The 19,203-nt window shown below is 64.3% G+C and carries 16 protein-coding genes; 8 read left to right on the top strand and 8 right to left on the bottom strand.

Annotated features, from left to right (window positions below):
• Nucleotides 1-132: 132 nt before the first annotated feature.
• Nucleotides 133-678, bottom strand: a complete 546-nt coding sequence (locus V3314_RS05460) for a response regulator (RefSeq protein WP_046614450.1) — start codon at nucleotides 676-678, stop codon at nucleotides 133-135.
• 116 nt (nucleotides 679-794) lie between these two features.
• Between V3314_RS05460 and V3314_RS05455 the strand changes: the two genes are divergently transcribed.
• From V3314_RS05455 to V3314_RS05420, 8 genes are all read left to right on the top strand, one after another.
• The gene (locus V3314_RS05455; protein ID WP_046614451.1) at nucleotides 795-2,732 is read left to right on the top strand and encodes a DUF294 nucleotidyltransferase-like domain-containing protein; all 1,938 of its coding nucleotides are present in this window, start codon (nucleotides 795-797) and stop codon (nucleotides 2,730-2,732) included.
• On the top strand, nucleotides 2,729-3,439 hold the full coding sequence (locus V3314_RS05450; RefSeq protein ID WP_046614452.1) for a 3'-5' exonuclease: 711 nt from the start codon (nucleotides 2,729-2,731) through the stop codon (nucleotides 3,437-3,439). Before V3314_RS05455 ends, V3314_RS05450 begins: the two co-directional genes overlap by 4 nt.
• Nucleotides 3,440-3,666: 227 nt before the next feature.
• Nucleotides 3,667-4,185, top strand: a complete 519-nt coding sequence (locus V3314_RS05445) for an RNA polymerase sigma factor (protein WP_015268687.1) — start codon at nucleotides 3,667-3,669, stop codon at nucleotides 4,183-4,185.
• On the top strand, nucleotides 4,182-5,138 hold the full coding sequence (locus V3314_RS05440; protein ID WP_046614453.1) for a FecR family protein: 957 nt from the start codon (nucleotides 4,182-4,184) through the stop codon (nucleotides 5,136-5,138). Before V3314_RS05445 ends, V3314_RS05440 begins: the two co-directional genes overlap by 4 nt.
• Before the next feature lie 219 nt (nucleotides 5,139-5,357).
• The gene (locus V3314_RS05435) at nucleotides 5,358-7,793 is read left to right on the top strand and encodes a TonB-dependent siderophore receptor (protein WP_338459995.1); all 2,436 of its coding nucleotides are present in this window, start codon (nucleotides 5,358-5,360) and stop codon (nucleotides 7,791-7,793) included.
• Between the two features lie 129 nt (nucleotides 7,794-7,922).
• Complete coding sequence (locus V3314_RS05430) at nucleotides 7,923-9,035, top strand: PepSY-associated TM helix domain-containing protein (RefSeq protein WP_046614455.1); 1,113 nt, start codon at nucleotides 7,923-7,925, stop codon at nucleotides 9,033-9,035.
• Entirely contained in the window at nucleotides 9,032-9,217 is a 186-nt protein-coding gene (locus tag V3314_RS05425; RefSeq protein ID WP_046614456.1) for a hypothetical protein, read from the top strand. Before V3314_RS05430 ends, V3314_RS05425 begins: the two co-directional genes overlap by 4 nt.
• A gap of 66 nt (nucleotides 9,218-9,283) precedes the next feature.
• Nucleotides 9,284-12,103 (top strand): DUF6543 domain-containing protein, encoded by a 2,820-nt coding sequence (locus V3314_RS05420; protein WP_338459994.1) that lies wholly within the window; start codon nucleotides 9,284-9,286, stop codon nucleotides 12,101-12,103.
• Here the strand turns inward: V3314_RS05420 and V3314_RS05415 are convergent.
• Genes V3314_RS05415 through waaF form a run of 7 tightly spaced genes read right to left on the bottom strand, consistent with a single transcriptional unit; the run spans nucleotide 12,064 to nucleotide 19,024 of the window.
• Nucleotides 12,064-13,506, bottom strand: coding sequence for a lipopolysaccharide kinase InaA family protein (locus tag V3314_RS05415; RefSeq protein WP_338459993.1), 1,443 nt, complete (start codon nucleotides 13,504-13,506; stop codon nucleotides 12,064-12,066). The genes V3314_RS05420 and V3314_RS05415 overlap by 40 nt on opposite strands.
• Nucleotides 13,506-14,258, bottom strand: a complete 753-nt coding sequence (locus V3314_RS05410) for a lipopolysaccharide kinase InaA family protein (protein WP_085600038.1) — start codon at nucleotides 14,256-14,258, stop codon at nucleotides 13,506-13,508. The genes V3314_RS05415 and V3314_RS05410 overlap by 1 nt, the downstream gene beginning before the upstream one ends.
• The gene (locus V3314_RS05405) at nucleotides 14,255-14,989 is read right to left on the bottom strand and encodes a lipopolysaccharide kinase InaA family protein (protein WP_046614460.1); all 735 of its coding nucleotides are present in this window, start codon (nucleotides 14,987-14,989) and stop codon (nucleotides 14,255-14,257) included. Before V3314_RS05405 ends, V3314_RS05410 begins: the two co-directional genes overlap by 4 nt.
• Nucleotides 14,989-15,795, bottom strand: coding sequence for a lipopolysaccharide core heptose(I) kinase RfaP (gene rfaP, locus V3314_RS05400; RefSeq protein ID WP_085600036.1), 807 nt, complete (start codon nucleotides 15,793-15,795; stop codon nucleotides 14,989-14,991). The genes V3314_RS05405 and rfaP overlap by 1 nt, the downstream gene beginning before the upstream one ends.
• On the bottom strand, nucleotides 15,792-16,916 hold the full coding sequence (locus V3314_RS05395; RefSeq protein WP_046614462.1) for a glycosyltransferase family 4 protein: 1,125 nt from the start codon (nucleotides 16,914-16,916) through the stop codon (nucleotides 15,792-15,794). The genes rfaP and V3314_RS05395 overlap by 4 nt, the downstream gene beginning before the upstream one ends.
• Nucleotides 16,916-17,974, bottom strand: coding sequence for a lipopolysaccharide heptosyltransferase I (waaC, locus tag V3314_RS05390; RefSeq protein ID WP_322493403.1), 1,059 nt, complete (start codon nucleotides 17,972-17,974; stop codon nucleotides 16,916-16,918). Before waaC ends, V3314_RS05395 begins: the two co-directional genes overlap by 1 nt.
• The gene (gene waaF, locus V3314_RS05385; protein WP_046614463.1) at nucleotides 17,975-19,024 is read right to left on the bottom strand and encodes a lipopolysaccharide heptosyltransferase II; all 1,050 of its coding nucleotides are present in this window, start codon (nucleotides 19,022-19,024) and stop codon (nucleotides 17,975-17,977) included.
• Between the last annotated feature and the right edge of the window lie 179 nt (nucleotides 19,025-19,203).

Below are 19,203 nucleotides of genomic sequence, written 5' to 3'. Positions count from 1 at the left end.
GGGGGCCGCTTTGCGGCCCTTTCGCGACACAAGGCCGCTCCTACAAGTCCCGCGCAAGGCTGAGGTCTGGCGCGGTACTTGTAGGAGCGGCCTTGTGTCGCGAAAGGGCTGCAAAGCAGCCCCACTCCTGCACTACTCGATCTTCAATTCTTTCTTCACCAGCTCCAGTAGCCTGTCCAGATCGACCGGCTTCAGCAGAAAATCCACCACCCCCAGGTGCATCACGTCCACCGCCTCTTCCACATCGGTGTCACCCGACACCACGATGATCGACAACGCCGCCCGCTCTGATTCGCGAACCGTGCGGATCAGGTCCAGGCCATCCTCGGGCTGCATGCGCAAATCCGTGATCATCAAGCAAATCCGCGGCTGGTAGTGCAGGTACAGCCTGGCCTCCTCGGCTCCATCCGCTCCGACGCAGTCGATCCCCCGGCTTTTCAGGTACAGGATCAACGCCTCACGGTTCACCGCATTGTCATCCACTACCAGCACCAGCGGTTTGGCTGCCACAGGCGCACTCCCCACGGCCACGGCCAATGCCTCGCGCTCGGCGTCGCTCAGGATGTCGTGTTGCTCTGGCATGCTCATCTCGTCAAAAAAATTCCGCTTCAGCATTAGGACCGCAGAACTTGCGTAACCCGGCTTGCCTTTCGTCGGGTCTTTGACAGGGGCGCTCATAGACTTACGTCCAATGGGCACCACCCCGCCGCAAGCCGACCATGGAGGCAGAGAACAACATGGCCGGCACCTATATATAGATATATATAGTTCGGCATAGCGATACGGTCAGTTTCATGAGCAAAAAGGACGCCTACAGCCAGGCGGGCAGGACAGCAGTGCTACAGAACATCCAGGGCACCCTGCAGTTCCTGCAGCGTTTTCCGCCGTTCAACCAGATGGAACACAGCCACCTGGCCTACCTGGTCGAACAGTGCCAGCTGCGCTTCTATGCCAGCGGCGAAAGCATCGTCAAACCTGCCGATGGGCCGGTCGAGCACTTCTACATCGTCAAGCAGGGCCGCGTGGTGGGTGAGCGCCAGCATCTGGTCAAACCTGGTGTGGAGACCACCTTCGAAATCACCAGCGGCGAATGCTTCCCGCTGGCTGCCCTGCTCGGCGAGCGAGCGACCCGTACCGAGCACCTGGCCGGTGAGGACACCTTCTGCTTGCAGCTGAACAAGGCCGCGTTCATCCGCGTGTTCTCGATGTCGGAAGTGTTTCGGGATTTTGCCCTGCGCGGAGTCAGCAGCCTGCTGGACCAGGTAAACCAACAGGTACGCCAGCGCGCGGTGGAAACCCTCGGCACCCAGTATTCGCTGAACACGCCACTGGGTGAACTGGCCATGCGCCACCCGGTGGTCTGCAGCCCCGACACGCCCCTGCGCGACGCCGTGCGGCTGATGCACGAGCAGCAGGTTGGCAGCATCGTGGTGGTCGACCAGCAGCGCTACCCCACCGGTATCTTCACCCTGCGCGACCTGCGCCAGGTGGTGGCCGCCGCCGATGCCGACCTGGGCGCGCCCATCGTCCGCCACATGACGGAGCAGCCGTTCTACCTCAGCCCCCAGGCCAGCGCCTTCGACGCAGCCATGGCCATGACCGAACGGCATATCGCCCACGTATGCCTGGTGGAAAACCGGCGCCTGTGCGGTGTGGTTTCGGAGCGCGACCTGTTCTCCCTGCAGCGGGTCGACCTGGTGCACCTGGCACGCACCATCCGCCATGCGCCACGTCTGGATACCCTTGTCTCGCTGCGCGGCGAAATCAGCCAACTGGTCGAGCGCATGCTGGCCCATGGCGCGTCCTCCACGCAGATCACCCAGATCATCACCCTGCTCAACGACCACACCGTGTGCCGGGTGATCGAACTGGCGCTGGCCGAGCGCGGTGACCCGGGCGTGCCGTTCAGCTGGCTGTGCTTTGGCAGCGAAGGACGACGTGAACAAACCCTGCATACCGACCAGGACAACGGCATCCTCTTCGAAGCCGCCGACAGCGCCGAAGCCGACGCTATCCGCACGCGCCTGCTGCCGCTGGCGCAATACATCAACCAGTGCCTGGCCCAGTGTGGCTTCACCCTGTGCAAGGGCAACGTCATGGCCGGCAACCCCGAGCTATGCCTGTCGCGCAGTGAATGGGCGCGGCGTTTTGCCGGTTTTGTCCGTGAAGCCAGCCCGGAGAACCTGCTGGGCTCGAGCATCTATTTCGACCTGCGCGTGGTGTGGGGCGACGAGCAAGGTTGCGAGCAGCTGCGCCAGGGCCTGCTGGAGCAGGTGGCCGACAACCGCATCTTTCAGCGCATGATGGCTGACAACGCCTTGCGCCAGCGCCCGCCGGTGGGCCGCCTGCGCGAGTTCGTGCTGACCCGCCAGGGCAACGACAAGGCCGCCACCCTCGACCTCAAGGTCCAAGGCCTGACGCCCTTCGTAGATGGTGCCCGGCTGCTGGCCCTGGCCAACGGCATCGGGGCCTGTAATACCCTGGAACGCCTGCGCCAGTTGGTGGCCAAGGGCGTGATCGAGGCACTGGACGGCGCAGCGTATGAAGAGGCCTACCACTTCATCCAGCAAACCCGCATGCAGCAGCACCAGCGCCAGACCCGCGACAACCTGCCCTATTCCAACCGCCTGGACCCGGACAGCCTCAACCACCTGGACCGGCGCATCCTGCGCGAGTCCCTGCGCCAGGCCCAGCGCCTGCAAAGCAGCCTGGCCTTGCGGTACCAGCTATGAGCCTGTTCGCCTGGCTGCGCCCCAGTGCGCCCGAACTGGACCATGCCACGCGCCAGCGCCTGGCCCGGCTGCCCAAGGCCCTGCCACTGGGGGTGTGTACCCTGCGCGAGCAGCGCTGGGTAGTGCTCGACCTGGAGACCAGCGGCCTCAACCCCAACCGTGACCAAGTGCTGTCGGTGGGCGCCGTGGCCATCGAAGATGGCGCCATCGACTTTGCCCAGCAGTTCGAACGTACCCTGCACCGGCCTTTGCAGAAGACCAACGCCAGCGTGCTGATCCACGGCCTGGGCCCAAGTGCCCTGGCTGCCGGTTGCGACCCGGCCGAGGCCTTGCTCGACCTGCTCGACTTCATAGGCAATAGCCCGGTGCTGGCATTCCATGCGCCGTTCGACCAGCGCATGCTGGCCCGCGCGCTGAAGGAAAGCCTGGGCTATCGCTTGCAGTCACCCTTCCTGGATGTTGCCGAGCTGGCGCCGATGCTCAACCCCGACACAGTGCTGCGCGAGGCCGGGCTGGATGACTGGGTGGCGCGGTTTGGCCTGCAGGTCGAGGAGCGCCATCACGCCAGCGCCGATGCCCTGGTTACGGCCGAGCTGGCGCTGATCCTGTTCAGCCAGGCCCGGCGCCAGCAGCTGGACAGCCCGCTGCAGCTGGAGCAGCGCTTGCGCGGGTGGCGCAGGCGCAACGTGCACAACCACGGCCTATAGATTGGTATTGACCTGACAGGCCCAATCGCCGGCAAGCCTGCTCCCACAGGTACTGCACAAGTTCCAGAATCAATGCGTTTCATGTGGGAGCTGGCTTGCCGGCGATTGGCCACTTGCCTTTTCCATGATGGCCATCCGATAAGCGTCCATTGCACCCACCCCCTCCCCTCTGCAACAATCGCGAATAATTATCGTTAGTTAATGCATTCGTTCCGGGGGGACGCTGCTTGTCTTCTGCACAGAGCCCACACGCCGATCTGGTCGGTGCGCTGTACCGCGACCACCGCGGCTGGCTGCTCGCCTGGCTGCAACGCAGCATGGCCTGCCGCCAACGTGCCGAAGACCTGAGCCAGGACACCTTCGTGCGCCTGCTTGGCCGTGCACAACTGGATACGCCCCGCGAACCCCGCGCGTTCCTGGCCGCCGTGGCCAAGGGCCTGATGTTCGACCACTTCCGCCGCGCAGCGCTGGAACAGGCCTACCTGGCCGAACTGGCCCTGATGCCGGAAGCCGAACAACCTTCCCCGGAAGTGCAACATCTGATCCTTGAGGACCTCAAGGCCATCGACCGCCTGCTCGGCAAGCTGTCGAGCAAGGCCCGCGCAGCATTCCTGCACAATCGCCTGGACGGTATGAGCCATGCCGAAATCGCCGAGCGCATGGGGGTTTCGGTGTCGCGGGTACGCCAGTACATCGCCCAGGGCATGCGCCAGTGCTACGTGGCCCTGTACGGGGAGCCTACGTGAGCAGTGCACCGGTTTCGTCCCGGGTGCTGGAAGCCGCCATTGCCTGGAAACTCAGCCTCGACAACGGCAGCGGCACACCTGACGAGCGCAGCGAATTCATGCGCTGGCATGCCGCCAGCGAGGAGCACGCCCGCGCCTGGCGCCAGCTCGGCGCCATGGACCAGCGCGTGAGCGCCGCTGCCGGCCCGGCACGCCAGGCCCTGCTGCAATCGCGCGCCGGCCTGCGCCGACGCATCGGCAAGGTCGGCGGCGGGCTGGCCGGCATGTTTCTTTTGGGCTCGCTGCTGGCCTGGGTCGGCGCACCATCGCTGGCACCGAGCTACTGGCTGGCCGACCAGCGTACCGCCACCGGCGAACTGCGTACCCTGCGCCTGGAAGACGGCACCTTGCTGAGCCTGAACAGCCACACTGCCGTGGACATCGACTACGCCGGCGAGCAACGGGTGATCGTGCTGCATCAGGGCGAGATTTCGGTCGAAACCGGCCATCAGGACCCGCGCCCGCTGCTGGTGCGCACCGACGATGGCCGCCTTCGCCCACTGGGCACGCGCTTCCTGGTGCGCCGCGAGGACGACGGCACGCGCCTGGAAGTGCTGCAAGCCTCGGTAGCCGCCATGCCGCTGAACAGCGGCGACGAACAGGTGCTGCGCGAAGGTCAGCAGGTGCTGATGAACGCCAACGGCCTTGGCCGAATCGGCACGGTGCCAGCCGGTGCCGACGCCTGGACCCGCGGCATGCTGGTGGTGGACAACGTACGCCTGGCTGACCTGCTGGCCGCGCTCGGCCAGTACCGCAGCGGTTACCTCGGAGTAGACGACAAGGTCGCCAACCTGCGGGTGACCGGCAGCTTCCCGCTGACCGACACCGATCTGGCGCTGTCGTCGCTGGTGCCCGCGCTGCCGGTGAAGGTCGAGCGGCATACCCAGTGGTGGGTGACCGTCGGTCCCAAGTAGGCCTGCACCGGCCTCTTCGCGGGTAAACCCGCTCCCACAGAATTGCACCAGCCTCGAAGCCCCTGCGATCCCTGTGGGAGCGGGTTTACCCGCGAAAGGGCCGATACAGGCAAAAACCAACTCCAAATAATTCTCAATTTTTTTCAGATTCGCCCTGTCACTTTTGAAATCTCGCTCGGCAAGGAAGCAGTAAGCACTTATCCGTCGAGGAGCCGCTGCATGTCCCGTGCTGTTGATCGTATCCTGCGCCCCAGCCTGATGGCCCTGGCCATCGCCGTGGCCGCGCCATTGGCCAGCCCTGCCCTGTTCGCCGCCGAGCAATCCGCTCAGCGCACGTACGACCTGCCCAGCGCCCCGCTGGCCACCACCCTCAACCAGATCGCCAGCCAGTCCGGCATCACCCTGGCCATCGACCCGGCACTGGTCAGCGGCCGCACCTCGGCCCCGGTGAGCGGGCAGTATGATGGCCTCGGTGCCCTGCAGGCTGCCCTGCGCGGCACCGGCTTGCAGTTGCAGCAAAGCAGCGTGGGCAGCTACAGCCTGGTGGCTACGCCGGAAGGGACACTGGCGTTGCCGGAGACTGCGATCAATGCGACTTCCAACTATGAAAGCGCCTGGGGGCCGGTAGAGGGTTACACCGCTACCCGGACAGCAGCAGGCACCAAGACCGACACAGCCATCGCTGAACTGCCCCGCTCGGTAAGCGTGATCACCCGTAAGCAGATGGAAGACCGGCCGGTGCTCAACCTGAACGATGCCCTTCGCTACACCGCTGGCGTGCAGAGCAGCGGCTATGGGTCCGACTCGCGAAGCGACTGGTTGCTGGTACGTGGCTTTGTACCTACCCAGTTCCTCGATGGCCTGCCATTGCCCAAGGGCAACTACGCCACCCCCAAGATCGAACCCTGGAACCTGGAGCGCATCGCCGTGCTGCGCGGCCCGGCCTCTTCGGTCTACGGCCAGACCCCACCAGGCGGCCTGCTGGACATGACCAGCCGTCGGCCTCAATTGGAAAGCAGCCACGAAATTGAAGCCCAGGTTGGCAGCAACAACCACAAGCAGATCAACTTCGACAGCACCGGCAAGCTCGACGATGCAGGCCAGTACCTGTACCGAGTGAGCGGCACCGTGCGTGACAGCGGTTCGCCAGTCGACCACATCCCGGACAAGCGCTACAACATCGCGCCCAGCCTGACCTGGAACATAAACGACGACACCAAGCTGACTTTCATCAGCCAATATACCCGCGATGATACCGGCATCACCGGTCAGTTCCTGCCACTGCAGGGCACCAAGCTGGATAGCCCCGCAGGCAAGATTTCGCACCACAAGAACCTGGGCGACCCGGATTGGGAGTCCTACGACCGCACCTACTACCACCTGGGCTATGCGTTCGAGACTCGCCTGAACGATACCTGGCAGTTCCGTCAGAACCTGCGCTACGCGCGTAACGAACTGGACTTCAAGGGTATTACCGCCGGTGGTTCGATCTGGCCAGCCGGCCCGGACGAAGCTGTAAGCGCCGATGGCACTGTGCAACGCACCGCCGGTATCGTCGAGGAGGATATCTCCCAGTTCGCCCTGGACAACAACTTCCAGGCCGACTTCCAGACCGGCCAGGTTGCCCATACCCTGCTGCTTGGGCTAGACCACCAGCGCTCGGACAGCAATGCCCGCTGGCGCTGGGGCTCGGCTGGTGTGCCACCAAGCAATATCCACAACCCAATCTACGGTCAGGATTTCTCGAACGTTCAGTACTTCGACATGTACGACTACGACCAGAAAACCCAGCAGACCGGCCTGTATATCCAGGACCAGATGGCCCTGGGCAACTGGCGCCTGACCCTCGGTGGTCGTGAGGACTGGGTGCACACCGGCACCACCTTTCACAACCAAGGCGACGCCACCAATACTCAGCGCGACAAGAAGTTCAGTGGTAACGCAGCACTCAGCTATGTATTCGATAACGGCCTGACGCCTTACATCTCCTATGCCGAGTCGTTCCAGGCTGCCACCGGTTCCACCGTCAACAGCACCGATGCCTTCAAACCGACCGAAGGCAAGCAATACGAACTGGGCATCAAATACCAGCCCCCAGGCAGCAACAGCCTGTTCACCGCTGCTGTGTTCGACCTGACGCAGGAGAACATGTCGGTAACCGAGGGTGGTGTGACCCGTCAGGTTGGCGAAGTGCGTGTCAAAGGCCTGGAGTTGGAGGCTACTTCGGATGTGACCGAGAACCTCAAACTGGTGGGCTCGTACACCTACAACGACAGCGAAATCATCAAAGGCACCAGTGACGAGAAAGGCAAGCGCATGGCGCAGGTGCCGCGCAACCAGGCCACTGCCTGGGCTGACTATACCTGGCACAGCGGACCACTGGATGGGTTTGGGGTCGGCGTTGGCGTGCGCTACGTGGGCGACACCTACGGTAATACCACCAACACCGCTTGGGGCCATGTGGGGTCCTACACCGTCTACGACGCATCGGTGCACTACGACCTGGGCCGCCTGAACAGCACCCTCAACGGAGTGACCGTAGCCGTGGATGCGAAGAACCTGTTCAACAAGGACTACTTGTCTACCTGTGACGGGTACTACTGCTACTACGGCGACGAGCGCAACGTGGTGGCCAGTGTCAATTACAAGTTCTGAGTAAGCCGGGCCATTCGCAGCACAAGGCTGCTCCTACAACGGCCAGCACGGTCCCTGTAGGAGCAGCCTTGCGCTGCGAAAGGGCTGCGCAACAGCCCCAGCTTCCAACAGGCAAAATTCGGTACCGTGATGAAAAGCCCAACCATCCGCCGCTGGTCGGTGATCCACACCTGGAGCAGCCTGGTCTGCACCCTGTTCCTGCTGTTGCTGGCAGTCACCGGCCTGCCGCTGATCTTCCACCACGAACTCGAACACCTGCTCGGTGATGCCCCCGAACTGCGGGAAATGCCGGCCGATACGCCACACCTCGACCTGCAGCAGTTGGTGATCAAGGCCGAGCAGCACCGGCCCGGCGAGGTCATGCAGTACTTCGGTTACGACGAGGACGAAGCCAACGGCGTAGTGGCGATAACCGCCGCCACTGCCGGCACCGAACCCAATTCGTCGCACACCTTCATGCTCGACGCCCGCACCGGCGAAGCCGTGGCCATGCCGGCCGCCAACGGCGGCTTCATGATGACCATGCTGCGCCTGCACGTGGACATGTTCGCCGGCCTGCCCGGCAAGCTGCTACTGGCCTTCATGGGCGTGCTGTTCGTCGTGGCGGTCATCTCCGGCACCGTGCTCTATGCACCGTTCATGCGCCGCCTGGACTTCGGCACGGTGCGCCACGGCAAATCACGACGCCTGCGCTGGCTCGACCTGCACAACCTGATCGGTGTGGTCACATTGGCCTGGGCTCTGACGGTAGGCGTGACTGGCGTGATCAGCGCACTGTCGGACCTGGTTATCGCCGCCTGGCGCAACGACAGCCTGGCCGCCATGGTTGCCCCATACCGTGATGCCCCACCACTCACCGAACGCGCCCCGGCCACCCGCCTGCTGACCATCGCCGAACAAGCCGCCCCCGGCATGCGCCCGGACTTCATCGCCTTCCCCGGCACACGCTTTTCCAGTGAGCACCACTATGCGGTGTTCATGAAGGGCGACACGCACCTGACCTCGCACCTGCTCACGCCCGTGCTGATCGATGCGCGAACACTGGCGGTGACCGCCGTCGGCGAACGCCCCTGGTACATGGATGCCATGGGCCTGTCGCAACCACTGCACTTCGGCGACTACGGCGGCCGGCCAATGCAAATCCTGTGGGCGCTACTCGATGTGCTGACCATCATCGTCCTCGGCAGCGGCTTGTACCTGTGGTGGGGCAAACAACGCACGAAGCGGGAGGCGCGGGCATGAGCCACAAGTCACAGCCGACCTGGCGCATCTTCATCTGGCCGATGGTCGTGGCCTTGCTCACTGCCGTGGGACTGTTTGCCGCCTTGCTGGGGGACGGGGTCTGGGACAGCCTGGCCTGGCTCGGCCTGGGGGTGTCGGCGGCTCTCGGCCTGCAAGGTTTCTACCCTCGTCAACGGCAGTAACCGAGTAATACCCGCGCCCTCTTTTGCCGCGACATGGTTGGCTCCCATTTTCCAAGGAGCCATACCATGACACCTTTGCAGCGCCTCGAAGCGCTCGATCAACAACTCATCGCCCTTGAGCAAGGCAAACCCGAACTGGCGGGCGAAACGGAACCGGCCGCCATGCGTCAGCGTTTTTTTGGTGATCTGGCAGCGTTCTGGAACGACCCTGTCGAAGCAGGCCACAGCCGCATCCGGCAACTGCGCGAACTGCGTCATGAGCAACTTCTGGCCGAACTGGAACTGCGCCTCGCCGACCAGACCCTGGACTACAGCCACATCAGCCTGCTGCGCACCTCCCTGGAGCTGCCGCTACCCTGGCAGCGCAACCACCTGCCAGACACCCACCGGGCCCAGGTTTATCGGCCGGTATTCAACCGTTCAAGCCCCCATGGCCGGTTGCCGTTACCCGGCGTGCTGGTATTGGTGGCAGACGCACCAGAAGGGGCCGTTGCCGAGCCTGCAACAGCCACGGGCCAGGCACTGCTGTGCAGCGTTTCTCATGGCATTGAAGGCTTCGCTAACCTGGCCGAACTGCATAGGGAGCTGTGTGAGCGCCTGGACGACCCCATGCAAAGCCGGCCAATGCTGCAATTGCTTCCCCGCCTGCAGGACCAGCAACTGGTCCGGTGTGCCGACCGGCTGCGCTACGAGTGGTTTACCGGCGACCTGGTCGAACAACAGGCCACTGACGTGATCGACGCGCAGCATCAAAGGCTCACCATCGCCTGGCACGCCGCCTGGGCGCTTGACCAGAACCCGGATCTGCCGGCGCTGAAAACCGCCCTTGCCAAACAGCAGTCACTGACTGATCTCATGGGCAGCCAATATGCGTTGTCCACCCGTTATGCGCTGCTGCTGGAAAGACACCTGCCCGCCTGGCTGCGCCAGAGCTCCACGCAAAGCCTTACGCACATAATGCAAACGATCCAGGAGCTCGCCGGGGCCATCACCCAGGCTGCTGCACCCGGCCTTTTGACCCTGGAGGCATTCGGCAATCGTCACCACCTGCAGGCATGGGTGCGCGAACGCCTTTGCAAGGCGCTGCGGCGCGAATTCTCCATCGAATTGCCTGCCGAAAAAGTCTGCATAACCGTCACGCTTGCACACCGCACCGGCCCGCTGATCAACCCGCTGGCACCTTCGGGTTACGTGGCCGTTGCCAACCGTCGCCATGTCGGTGGCACCATCGAGCTGGTAACCACCACCTACCGCCTGGACGAGCTGGCCCTGTTGAACATCGGCTGGTTCGACGTCGATTACTGGCTGACTGCCCGAATACACCATGAAGACGGTTCCACGCTGGAATCAATATCCGCGGAAGGGGTAAAGCGCCTGGTGCGTGAGCTTGACGCCGGCAGTGGCTACATCCGCTACCTGCGAACCCACCTGCTGGAGTCTCCCGGTGCGCGCTGGCGTATGCAATGCCACGGCAACATACACCGCGCCCGCATGCGCGCCGAGGCGGCCAAGGCCCGCTATGCCGGGCACTTTCTGAACGATACCCTCGAGCGAGGCTATCGCTGGGTCAAAGCCGTCACCGACCACCCCGACAACAATTGGCGCCCTACCATCGACGAGCATCGTATCGCGGTGCGCCAGCTGATCATCGACGGGCACACGCTGCAAGGGGTACTGCTGCTCAATGCCGAGAGCGACAACCACCCGTCGCTGGTGCTGTATACGCCGGACGCACCCGATCGGCGCGCATGGCGTGAATACTCCGATACCCGGGCGCTGCTCAAAACCCTTCGCAGCACGCCGTCCTTGCGAAAATACATGATCCAGCGCGCGCCTCTGGCTGATGGCAAGCGGCTCGACAAATTGGTGCGCAAGGGCCGCCTCGGGCCATATGTGCAAAGGCCAATAATCAACGGCAACCTCTTCGATGCCCTTTACAAGGCCCAGGTCCACGCCATGATCGCCGAGGCCGATACCAACAGCCGCAGCAACCGCGAGCTGCTCGGCGAGTACGGGCTGTCGACGCTGCGCCTGGTTCTCGACATGGTAAGCCTCGTGCTACCAGCCCCGACAATGTCAGCCCTGGCTTTCGGCCGTATGTCGATTTCGCTGTGGGACGGCTTCGAAGCCCTGGAAAAAGAGGATTATGCAGCAACCTTCCACCACGCCATGGCCGCTTTGAGCCACAGCGCCGACGGGTTGTCCAGTTTCGCTGGCTCGCCCCTCATGCGCAGGGCGATGCGCGGCCTGCCACCGCAACCCCCGCGCCCACTGCCGAAAACCCACGAAGCGGCCGTGGACGTGAGCAAGCTGCGCTACCGGATCGACGGGGTTCATGGCGAGGAAGTGTACGAACAGATCAACAGCACGCCAAGCCCGGACCGTTACTTCGTCAAGGACAGCCAGGGGCGGTTGTACAACGTCCACTTCGACGGCCATCGCTGGCGTGTGCTCGACCCCAGGCAACCGGACGCTTATGTACAGTTGCCTATCAAGCGTCTGCGCAATGGCAACTGGGTAGTCGATTCCATCGTGCTATGGCATGACGGGTTACCTGACGTAGCCCAGCTGTTGGAAGACGTACGCCTTCAACCTGCGGTTGAGGGCGAAGCGGTGGCAGGTGAGACCAACCTGTACGATGCCGGGGGGCAACTCTATCTGCAGTTAGGCACTCATCAGTTGCCGGTCCGTCGGCACCTGCTTGCCGGTCATTACCATTTGCAACTGCCCGAGAAGGCCCTGGGTGCAGTCCACGCCTGGGCCGTGCTACGCCAGCTGGAAGGCCAGTGGCGCATCCGAGTGCGCCAGCCAGGCCGCAGCAGCGACTGGCTGGCACTGCCGGCGGTTTACTCGGCCAGCTTGGGCAGCAGCCGGTCAAGCCGCTGATGCAACGCACTGCCACTCGGCCAGTTGCGCAGCAGCCGCGCCCGATCACGGGCGTAGGCGGGTGCGAAGCTGAGCTGAGTGGCGTGTTGGCACATGGCGTCGAGGTCGATCAACGACCACTGGCCGTTGTGCCAGAACAGGTTGTGGCCCTTGAAGTCGCCGTGGCTGATACGCTCGCGAATCAGTTGCTGCATCACATGCACCAAGGCATCCACCTGCTCCTCGGGCGCATCGCCGTTATCCACGTAGGGCGCGAAGCATTCGGCCAGGTCCGGGCCATCGACATACTCGGTGACCAGGTAGGCACGGCTTCGCAGCCCCATCACTCGCTGCTCCAGCACCGCGAGTGGACGCGGCGTGGCAATGTCGAGGAATTCAAGGCGGTGGCCTTCGATCCAGGAATGCCAGGCCCGGCTCGGGCGCCAGAAGCGCTTGAACCAGTGCGCGGTGTTCTTGATGTTGTAGCGTTTGAGCACCAGCGTGCGGCCGCCAACCTCGATGCGCGCCACACTGGCCGCACCACCGGTCTTGTACAGGTGGCCTTGGTCGATCAACGCGTCAGCCTGCTCCAGCACCGGCAGCATGGCTTCGACCTCGTCGCGGCGGACCGCCCGCAGACCCGAAAGGCTGCGCTCGACACTGAACAGGCTGCATTCACGGCCAGCCTTTTCCAGGTAATCCTTCTGGCGCCAGCTGCGCACCTTGTCCACCTGCTTCTGCAAGGCTTCCATCGGCAGTGCATGCTCGGCGTTGGCCAGCAGGTAGTGCACCAGCAGTTCTTCGATGAACGGCTCCAGACGCTTGGGTAGCTGGGCGAAGAACACCCCAAGGTTTTCCAGCACACGTGGGCGCGACAGCTGCTGGCCAGGCGTTTCGGCCTTGATGCCGGCGCCATCGATCAGGTACAGCTTGCCGCCGTGGCGCAGCAGGTTGTCCAGGTGCAGGTCTTCCTGCCACAGGCCCCGGGCGTGCATGTGCGCCACTGCGGTGAGCGCCTCGCCCAGCACCAGGTGCTGCTCGTCGGCCAGCACCGGCAAGCTTTCCACTGCCGCCCAGGCATCGGCCAGGCTTTCGGCGCTGTCGAGGAATTCGAACAGCAGCCAACCACCCTCGCCTTCCTTGAGGCCGTCGGCCAGCAGCTTCGGCGTGGTCAGGCCCTGCTCGGCCAGCAGCTTCACGCCTTGCAGTTCGCGCTGGAAATGCCGCGCAGCGTTACCACCGACCAGCAGCTTGGCCAGCACCGGGGTACCGCGCCACACGCCGGCGCCCACATAGCGCTGGCCCGGCAGCACGCGCAGCAGGCTGAGCAATTGCAGGTCAGCCGTGCCGGCGGCATCGGCCAGGGTGATGCTCAGGGGCAACGCGGGGTTGCGCCCGGCCTCTTTCAATTCAGACAAACGCATCAGCGGGCCTCTTTTTCACGACGGCGTTGCGTCAGGCGTTGCAGCCATGTATCGACCAGCGTGCCATCGGCAGGCTGCGCCAGGTAGCTGGCCAGCAAGGTACGTACATCACGCTCGCTCCAGACCGGGGCGCGACGCAGCAGCGGCTCCAGGTCCTTGAGACGGTCACGCATGCCGAACAGCAGGGGGCGGGTCTTCTCCAGGTCGATCAGTTGCGCGTCCCAGCCTTCGCGGCGCTGGCGCAGGAAGATGTGCTTGGGGTAGAAACAACCATGCACCTGGCCGGCGCTGTGCAGGGTGCGCGCCAGCTGGCCGCAGGCCTGCAGGACGCCATTGCGTTCAGCATCGCTCAGTTGTGGCCAGCGGGCCAGCAGGCTGTCGAGGTCGGCCCACTCGTCCAGGGCGCGAGTCATCAGGATCGCCCGATGCGTGCCGCCCTTCTTTCGCTCGCCATAGAACACCGCCTGCAAGGCCGGAATCTGCAGCTTCTGGTAACGGCTGATGTTGCGGAACTCGCGGGCGAAGGTTGGCTCGCCAAATGGCCGGTGCAGGGTACGGGTCAGGTAATCGCTCTGGCGCTTGAGATAGTAGCCCTTGCCTTCTAGCTCCAGGCGGAACACGCTGCTCCAGCCACCGCGGCCGGTGTTTGGTTCGTCCACTGCATCCAGCTGCAGTGCCCACAGCGCCTCGAAGTCGTCCAGGCCATGGCGTTTGAGCAGCGCGAGGTCCGCGCTGGCCAGGTAATCGGTCATTCCCTTCCCTCAAAAAAGCTCACCACCTGGCGAATGCGCTTCTTGTCACGCACATTCAGCCGGTCGCGGCCACGGTATTGCAGGTAGAAACGCAGGCGCTGGGTTGCCGACAGGTGGTATTTGGCCACTTTGTCCAGGCACGCCAGGTCCTTGATCATCCGGTGCCGCCACATGAAGCCGCGCCAGAAATCGCCGGTGGGGCAGTCGATGAAGAATAGCGTGCCCTGGTCGTCGACCAGCAGGTTGCGCCATTTCAGGTCGTTGTGGGCGAAGTGGTGCTGGTGCATCACCCGGGTGTGGCGCGCCAGCTGGCTGCTGACATGCCCGACCCAGGCGCGATCGGCCAGGCGGGCATCGTTGCGCTCGGCCAGCGCCGACAGGTCTTCTGTGCGCGGCAGTTCGCGGGTGATCATGGCCCCCCGGGCAAAGGCCAGACCATGGCGCTCCAGGCCCCAGGCCACCACTTCGGCAGTGGGGATGCCCCACTTGTCGAACTGCTTGAGGTTCTGCCATTCGGCTTTGATCCGCGGCCGGCCCAGGTAACGGCGCATGTGCTTGCCAGCCCCGGTGTAACGCTTGATGTAGTAATTGACCCCGTCACGAGTGATACGTACCACCTCGCTGAGCGGGTCGCGGGTCAGGCGCTCGCCTTGCAGGGCAAATACCGCATCGAGGCTGCCGAAGTCCGCCGCCAGGTGTTCGTAGCCCGGCGCCAGTGTCCACCCCGCCATCAGAGTGCATCCCCATAACGTTGCTTACGGTCGTAGAGTTTCTGCGCCTTGCGCTCCAGCCACGCGAGCAGCGCGGCTTCATCCTTCAGGATCTGCCGCAGCGGGCGTTGGAAGTAACCACGCAGAAAGCGCAGCTTGTCGCGCTGGGTCAGGCCGATGTCCAGCGCCGAGAAGTACAGCGCGGCCAGGTCCTTGTCGCGCCAGCGACGGCTGATTTTCGCCCGGGTCTGCGCTCGGTGCAGGTCGATCACCGACAGTTTGAAGTCGTCCGCTGTCACCGGGCGGTCGGTGTGCAGCAGGAAGTGGCAGATGTAACAGTCGCGGTGGTTGACCCCCGCGCGGTGCATGCCGCCGGTCATCTTCGCCACTTCGGCGATCAGCGCGCGTTTCAAGCGCGGCTCGGGCGGCTGCCTGACCCAGTCGATGCTGAAGTCTTCCAGGCTGATGGTCGGCGCCAGTTCTTCGGTGATGATGAACGAGTGCTGCGCGGCCGGGTTGCTGCCACGCTCGCCATAGGCGACGGCAGTCATGGTCGGCACGCCAACCTGGTGCAGTCGCTGGATGGCCTGCCATTCCTGGCCGGCACCGAGCACCGGTAGCTTGGCGGTAAGCAGGTTCTTGAAGATCTCGCCCCAGCCAATGCCGCGGTGGATCTTCACGAAGAAGCCCTCGCCAGCGACCTCGGTGCGCAGCGTGCGGCGCCCTTCCAGTTCGCGATAGACCTCGCCTTGCAGCGCCTCCACGGCATCGAAGGCATCACGCCCGGCCCACAGACGCTTGAACGGTTCGGCCAGTATCAGCTTCATGCGGACTCCTGCCCCAGGATCACATCGGCGGCATGCTGCGGCATGCTGTACAGATCGGCGGTTTCAGCAAACGCCAGGCCGTTGCGCGACCAGCTGGCGCGGGCCTGTTGGTCTTCCAGCATGCGCTGCAGGTAGCCATTGAGCTGTTCCTGCTCGAATGGCTCATCCAGCACCAGGCCGCTGTCGGCCTCGGCAATGTAGTGGGCGTAGCCGCACACCTTGGAGACCAGCACCGGCAGGCCGGCCACCAGCGCCTCGAGCAGCACCGTGCCAGTGTTCTCGTTGTACGCCGGGTGGATCAGCAGGTCGGCGCCCAGCAGGAAACGCGGGATGTCGCTGCGGCCCTTGAGGAACTGCACCTGCTCGCCCAGGCCCAGGGTAGCGCTTTGCAGCTGGAACACCTTGGGGTCATCCTGGCCGATCACCATCAGCCTGGTGCGCTTGCGCAGGGCCGACGGCAGTGCAGCCAGGGCCTTGAGGCTGCGGTCGACGCCCTTGGTCTTGAAGCCCGAGCCAATCTGCACCAGCAGCAGGTCGTCATCGCCCAGGTTGAATTCCTTGCGGAACTCTGCGCGGATCTCGTCGGCGTTGGCCGGCGCGCGGCGGTCCTGGGAAATGCCCGGCGGCAGCAGGTGGAACCGCTCCACCGGGGTACCGTAGTGCTTGATGAACAGCGGCTGCTGCACTTCGGAAATCATCAGTACTTCGGTATGGGCGTCCTTGGCGAACACCGCTCGTTCGTACTCGGCAAAGTGCCGGTAGCGGCCCCAGCGGCGGTACAGGCCGCCGCGCAGGGTTTGCGCCTTGTCCTCGAAGCAGCCGTCGGCGGCGTAGTACACGTCCAGCCCTGGCATCTTGTTGAAGCCGATCAAGCGGTCGACCGGGCGCCTGGCCAGGTCGGCGGCCATCCAGGCGCTGAGCTTTTCATTGCGGCGATGGTTGAAAATCGCCTTCACCGGCGCCACCAGCACTTCGAAGCCCGGCGGAATGTCACCCTCCCAGATCAGCGTGTACACACGGATCTGATGGCCCCGCTTCTGGCATTCCAGGGCAATGCGCATGAAGTCACGCTGCAGGCCGCCGAAGGGGAAATATTTGTAAAGCACGAAAGCCAGTTGCATCAACGGACATCCTCAGCCAGCAGCAACGCGCTCAAGCGGCTCGCTACATGCTCGGGATTCAGGCGAGTGAAGCACAGCGGCCACTCGCGTTTCAGATCGAACCGGCGCAGGTCGTCGGCGCTCGGTTTGTAGGTGCACTTCTTCTGCAGGCAGGGCGCGCAGGGCCAGTCACTGGCCTGGTGAATCTGGGTCCGTCCGTAGGCGCCGGTCAGGCCCGGGTTGGTCGGGCCGAACAGCGAAATGGTGGGCACATCGAGTGCCGCCGCCAGGTGACCGAGGCCCGTATCGACCGCCACACAGGCTTTTGCCGCCGCCAACACGCGTGCGACGCCGGCAAGGTTCAATTTGGGGAGTACCTGGCAGTTGTTCAAGCCCTGGGCGATGCGCTCGGCCCGCGCCTTCTCGGCCGGGTTGCCCCACGGCAGGCGCACCTCCAGCTTGCGCCGGCCCATGCGCTCGGCCAGTTCGCGCCAGTAGGCTTCGGGCCAGTGCTTGGTCGCCCAGGTGGTGCCATGCAGGAACACCACATAGGGGGCGGCCGGCGGCAGTTGCAGGCGCTCGAGGTCGAGGCCGTAGTTGCCGATGCCTTCCGGCAGGTCGTAGGCCAGGGCCATGGCGAACAGCTGGCGCACCCGCTCCACCGCATGCTGGCCGGTGGCAACCGACAGGCGCCGGTCATAGAAGCGGCTGGCCCAGCCTTCGCGGGCCGAGTAGCGGTCCAGGCCGGCCACCGGAGCCTTCACGTAGCGGGTCAGCCAGGCCGACTTGACCAGGCCCTGGGCGTCGATCACCAGGTCGTACTTGCGCTCGCGTACACGTTGCTTGAACGTCTTCCACTCGCCGCTCTTGATGGTTTGCCAGAGGTTCTTGCGCCAGCGGCGAATGGCCACCGGGATCACCTGGTCGACCGCCGGGTGCCAGCTGGGGATTTCGGCGAAGCCTTCTTCCACCACCCAGTCGAAGCGGATGCCCGGGATGGCGTGGGCGGCATCGGTAAGCGCCGGCAAGGTGTGGATCACATCACCCAGCGACGAAGTCTTGATGATCAGTACCCGCACTTAGTCGACCTCGGCCACGGTATCGATCAGGTCCGGCCCGGTCAGGCTGTGCAGGGCAGCAATGACTTTGCCCGGTTCGAGCAGGCGCAGGCAGTTGTAGTGGCCGAAGCGGCAGGTGCGGTCGAAGCACGGGCTGCACTCGATGCCGGTGCGCACCACTTCCACGTGCTCGGCCAGCGGCGGGGTGAAGCCTGGCGAGGTCGAGCCGTACACCGCCACCAGCGGGCGGTTCAGCGCGGCGGCCACATGCATCAGGCCCGAGTCGTTGGACACCACGGCATGGGCGCAGGACATCAGGTCGATGGCCTCGGCAAGCGAGGTTTCGCCGGCCAGGTTGGACGATTCTTCACGCAGGCCCGGGATCAGCCGGTCGCGGATCTGCTCACCGACCGGGTGATCGTTCTTCGAGCCGAACAGCCACACCTGCCAGCCCTGGCGGATCATCGCATCGGCCACGGTGGCGTAGTGCTCGGCCGGCCAGCGCTTGGCCTCGCCGAACTCGGCACCAGGGCACAGCGCCAACACCGGGCGGTCCAGCTCCAGGCCGAACTTGGCCAGCGCCGTATCGCGGCTTTGCGCTTCGATCTGCAGGCTGGGGCGCGGGTACGGCTGCGGCAGCTCGGCGCCGGGCGCGTAGGCCAGGGCCATGAAGCGCTCGATCATCAGCGGGTAGCGGGCCTTGTCCAGCTTGCGCACGTCGTTGAGCAGGCCGAAGCGCATTTCGCCACGCCAGCCGGTGCGCTTGGGGATACCGGCAAAGAATGGCACCAGCGCCGACTTGAGCGAGTTGGGCAGCAGGATGGCCTGGTCGTACTGGCCGGCCAGGGACTTGCCGATGCGTCGCCGCGTGGCCAGTTCCAGTGCACCGTGGCCGAGCGGGAAGCTCAGGGCCTGACGGACCTCGGGCATGCGCTCGAGGATCGGCCGGCTCCACTCGGGGGCCAGCACATCGATCACGCAGTCGGGGTGCTGCTGTTTCAGGCTCTGGAACAGGGTCTGCGCCATCACCATGTCGCCGACCCAGCTGGGGCCAATGATCAGTATTCTCATGCTTAGTCCAGAAACGCTCGGGGAGGCTACAGGCTGCGGTACAGCCTGGCCTCCCCTCTTTATATTCAGGCTATGTGGCGGACAGTGTACCACCGGTGGTGAGGCATGAGCCTTTGGGGCTGCTTTGCAGCCCATCGCGACACAAGGCCGCTCCTACAAGGGAATGCGATCTCCTGTAG

Origin of the sequence: Pseudomonas sp. TE3-3-F2023, from assembly GCF_036784815.1 — a bacterium.
Classification (GTDB): domain Bacteria; phylum Pseudomonadota; class Gammaproteobacteria; order Pseudomonadales; family Pseudomonadaceae; genus Aquipseudomonas; species Aquipseudomonas pudica.
The sequence above is the reverse complement of the archived record's forward strand: the minus strand, read 5'-3'. Positions and strand labels throughout refer to the sequence as shown.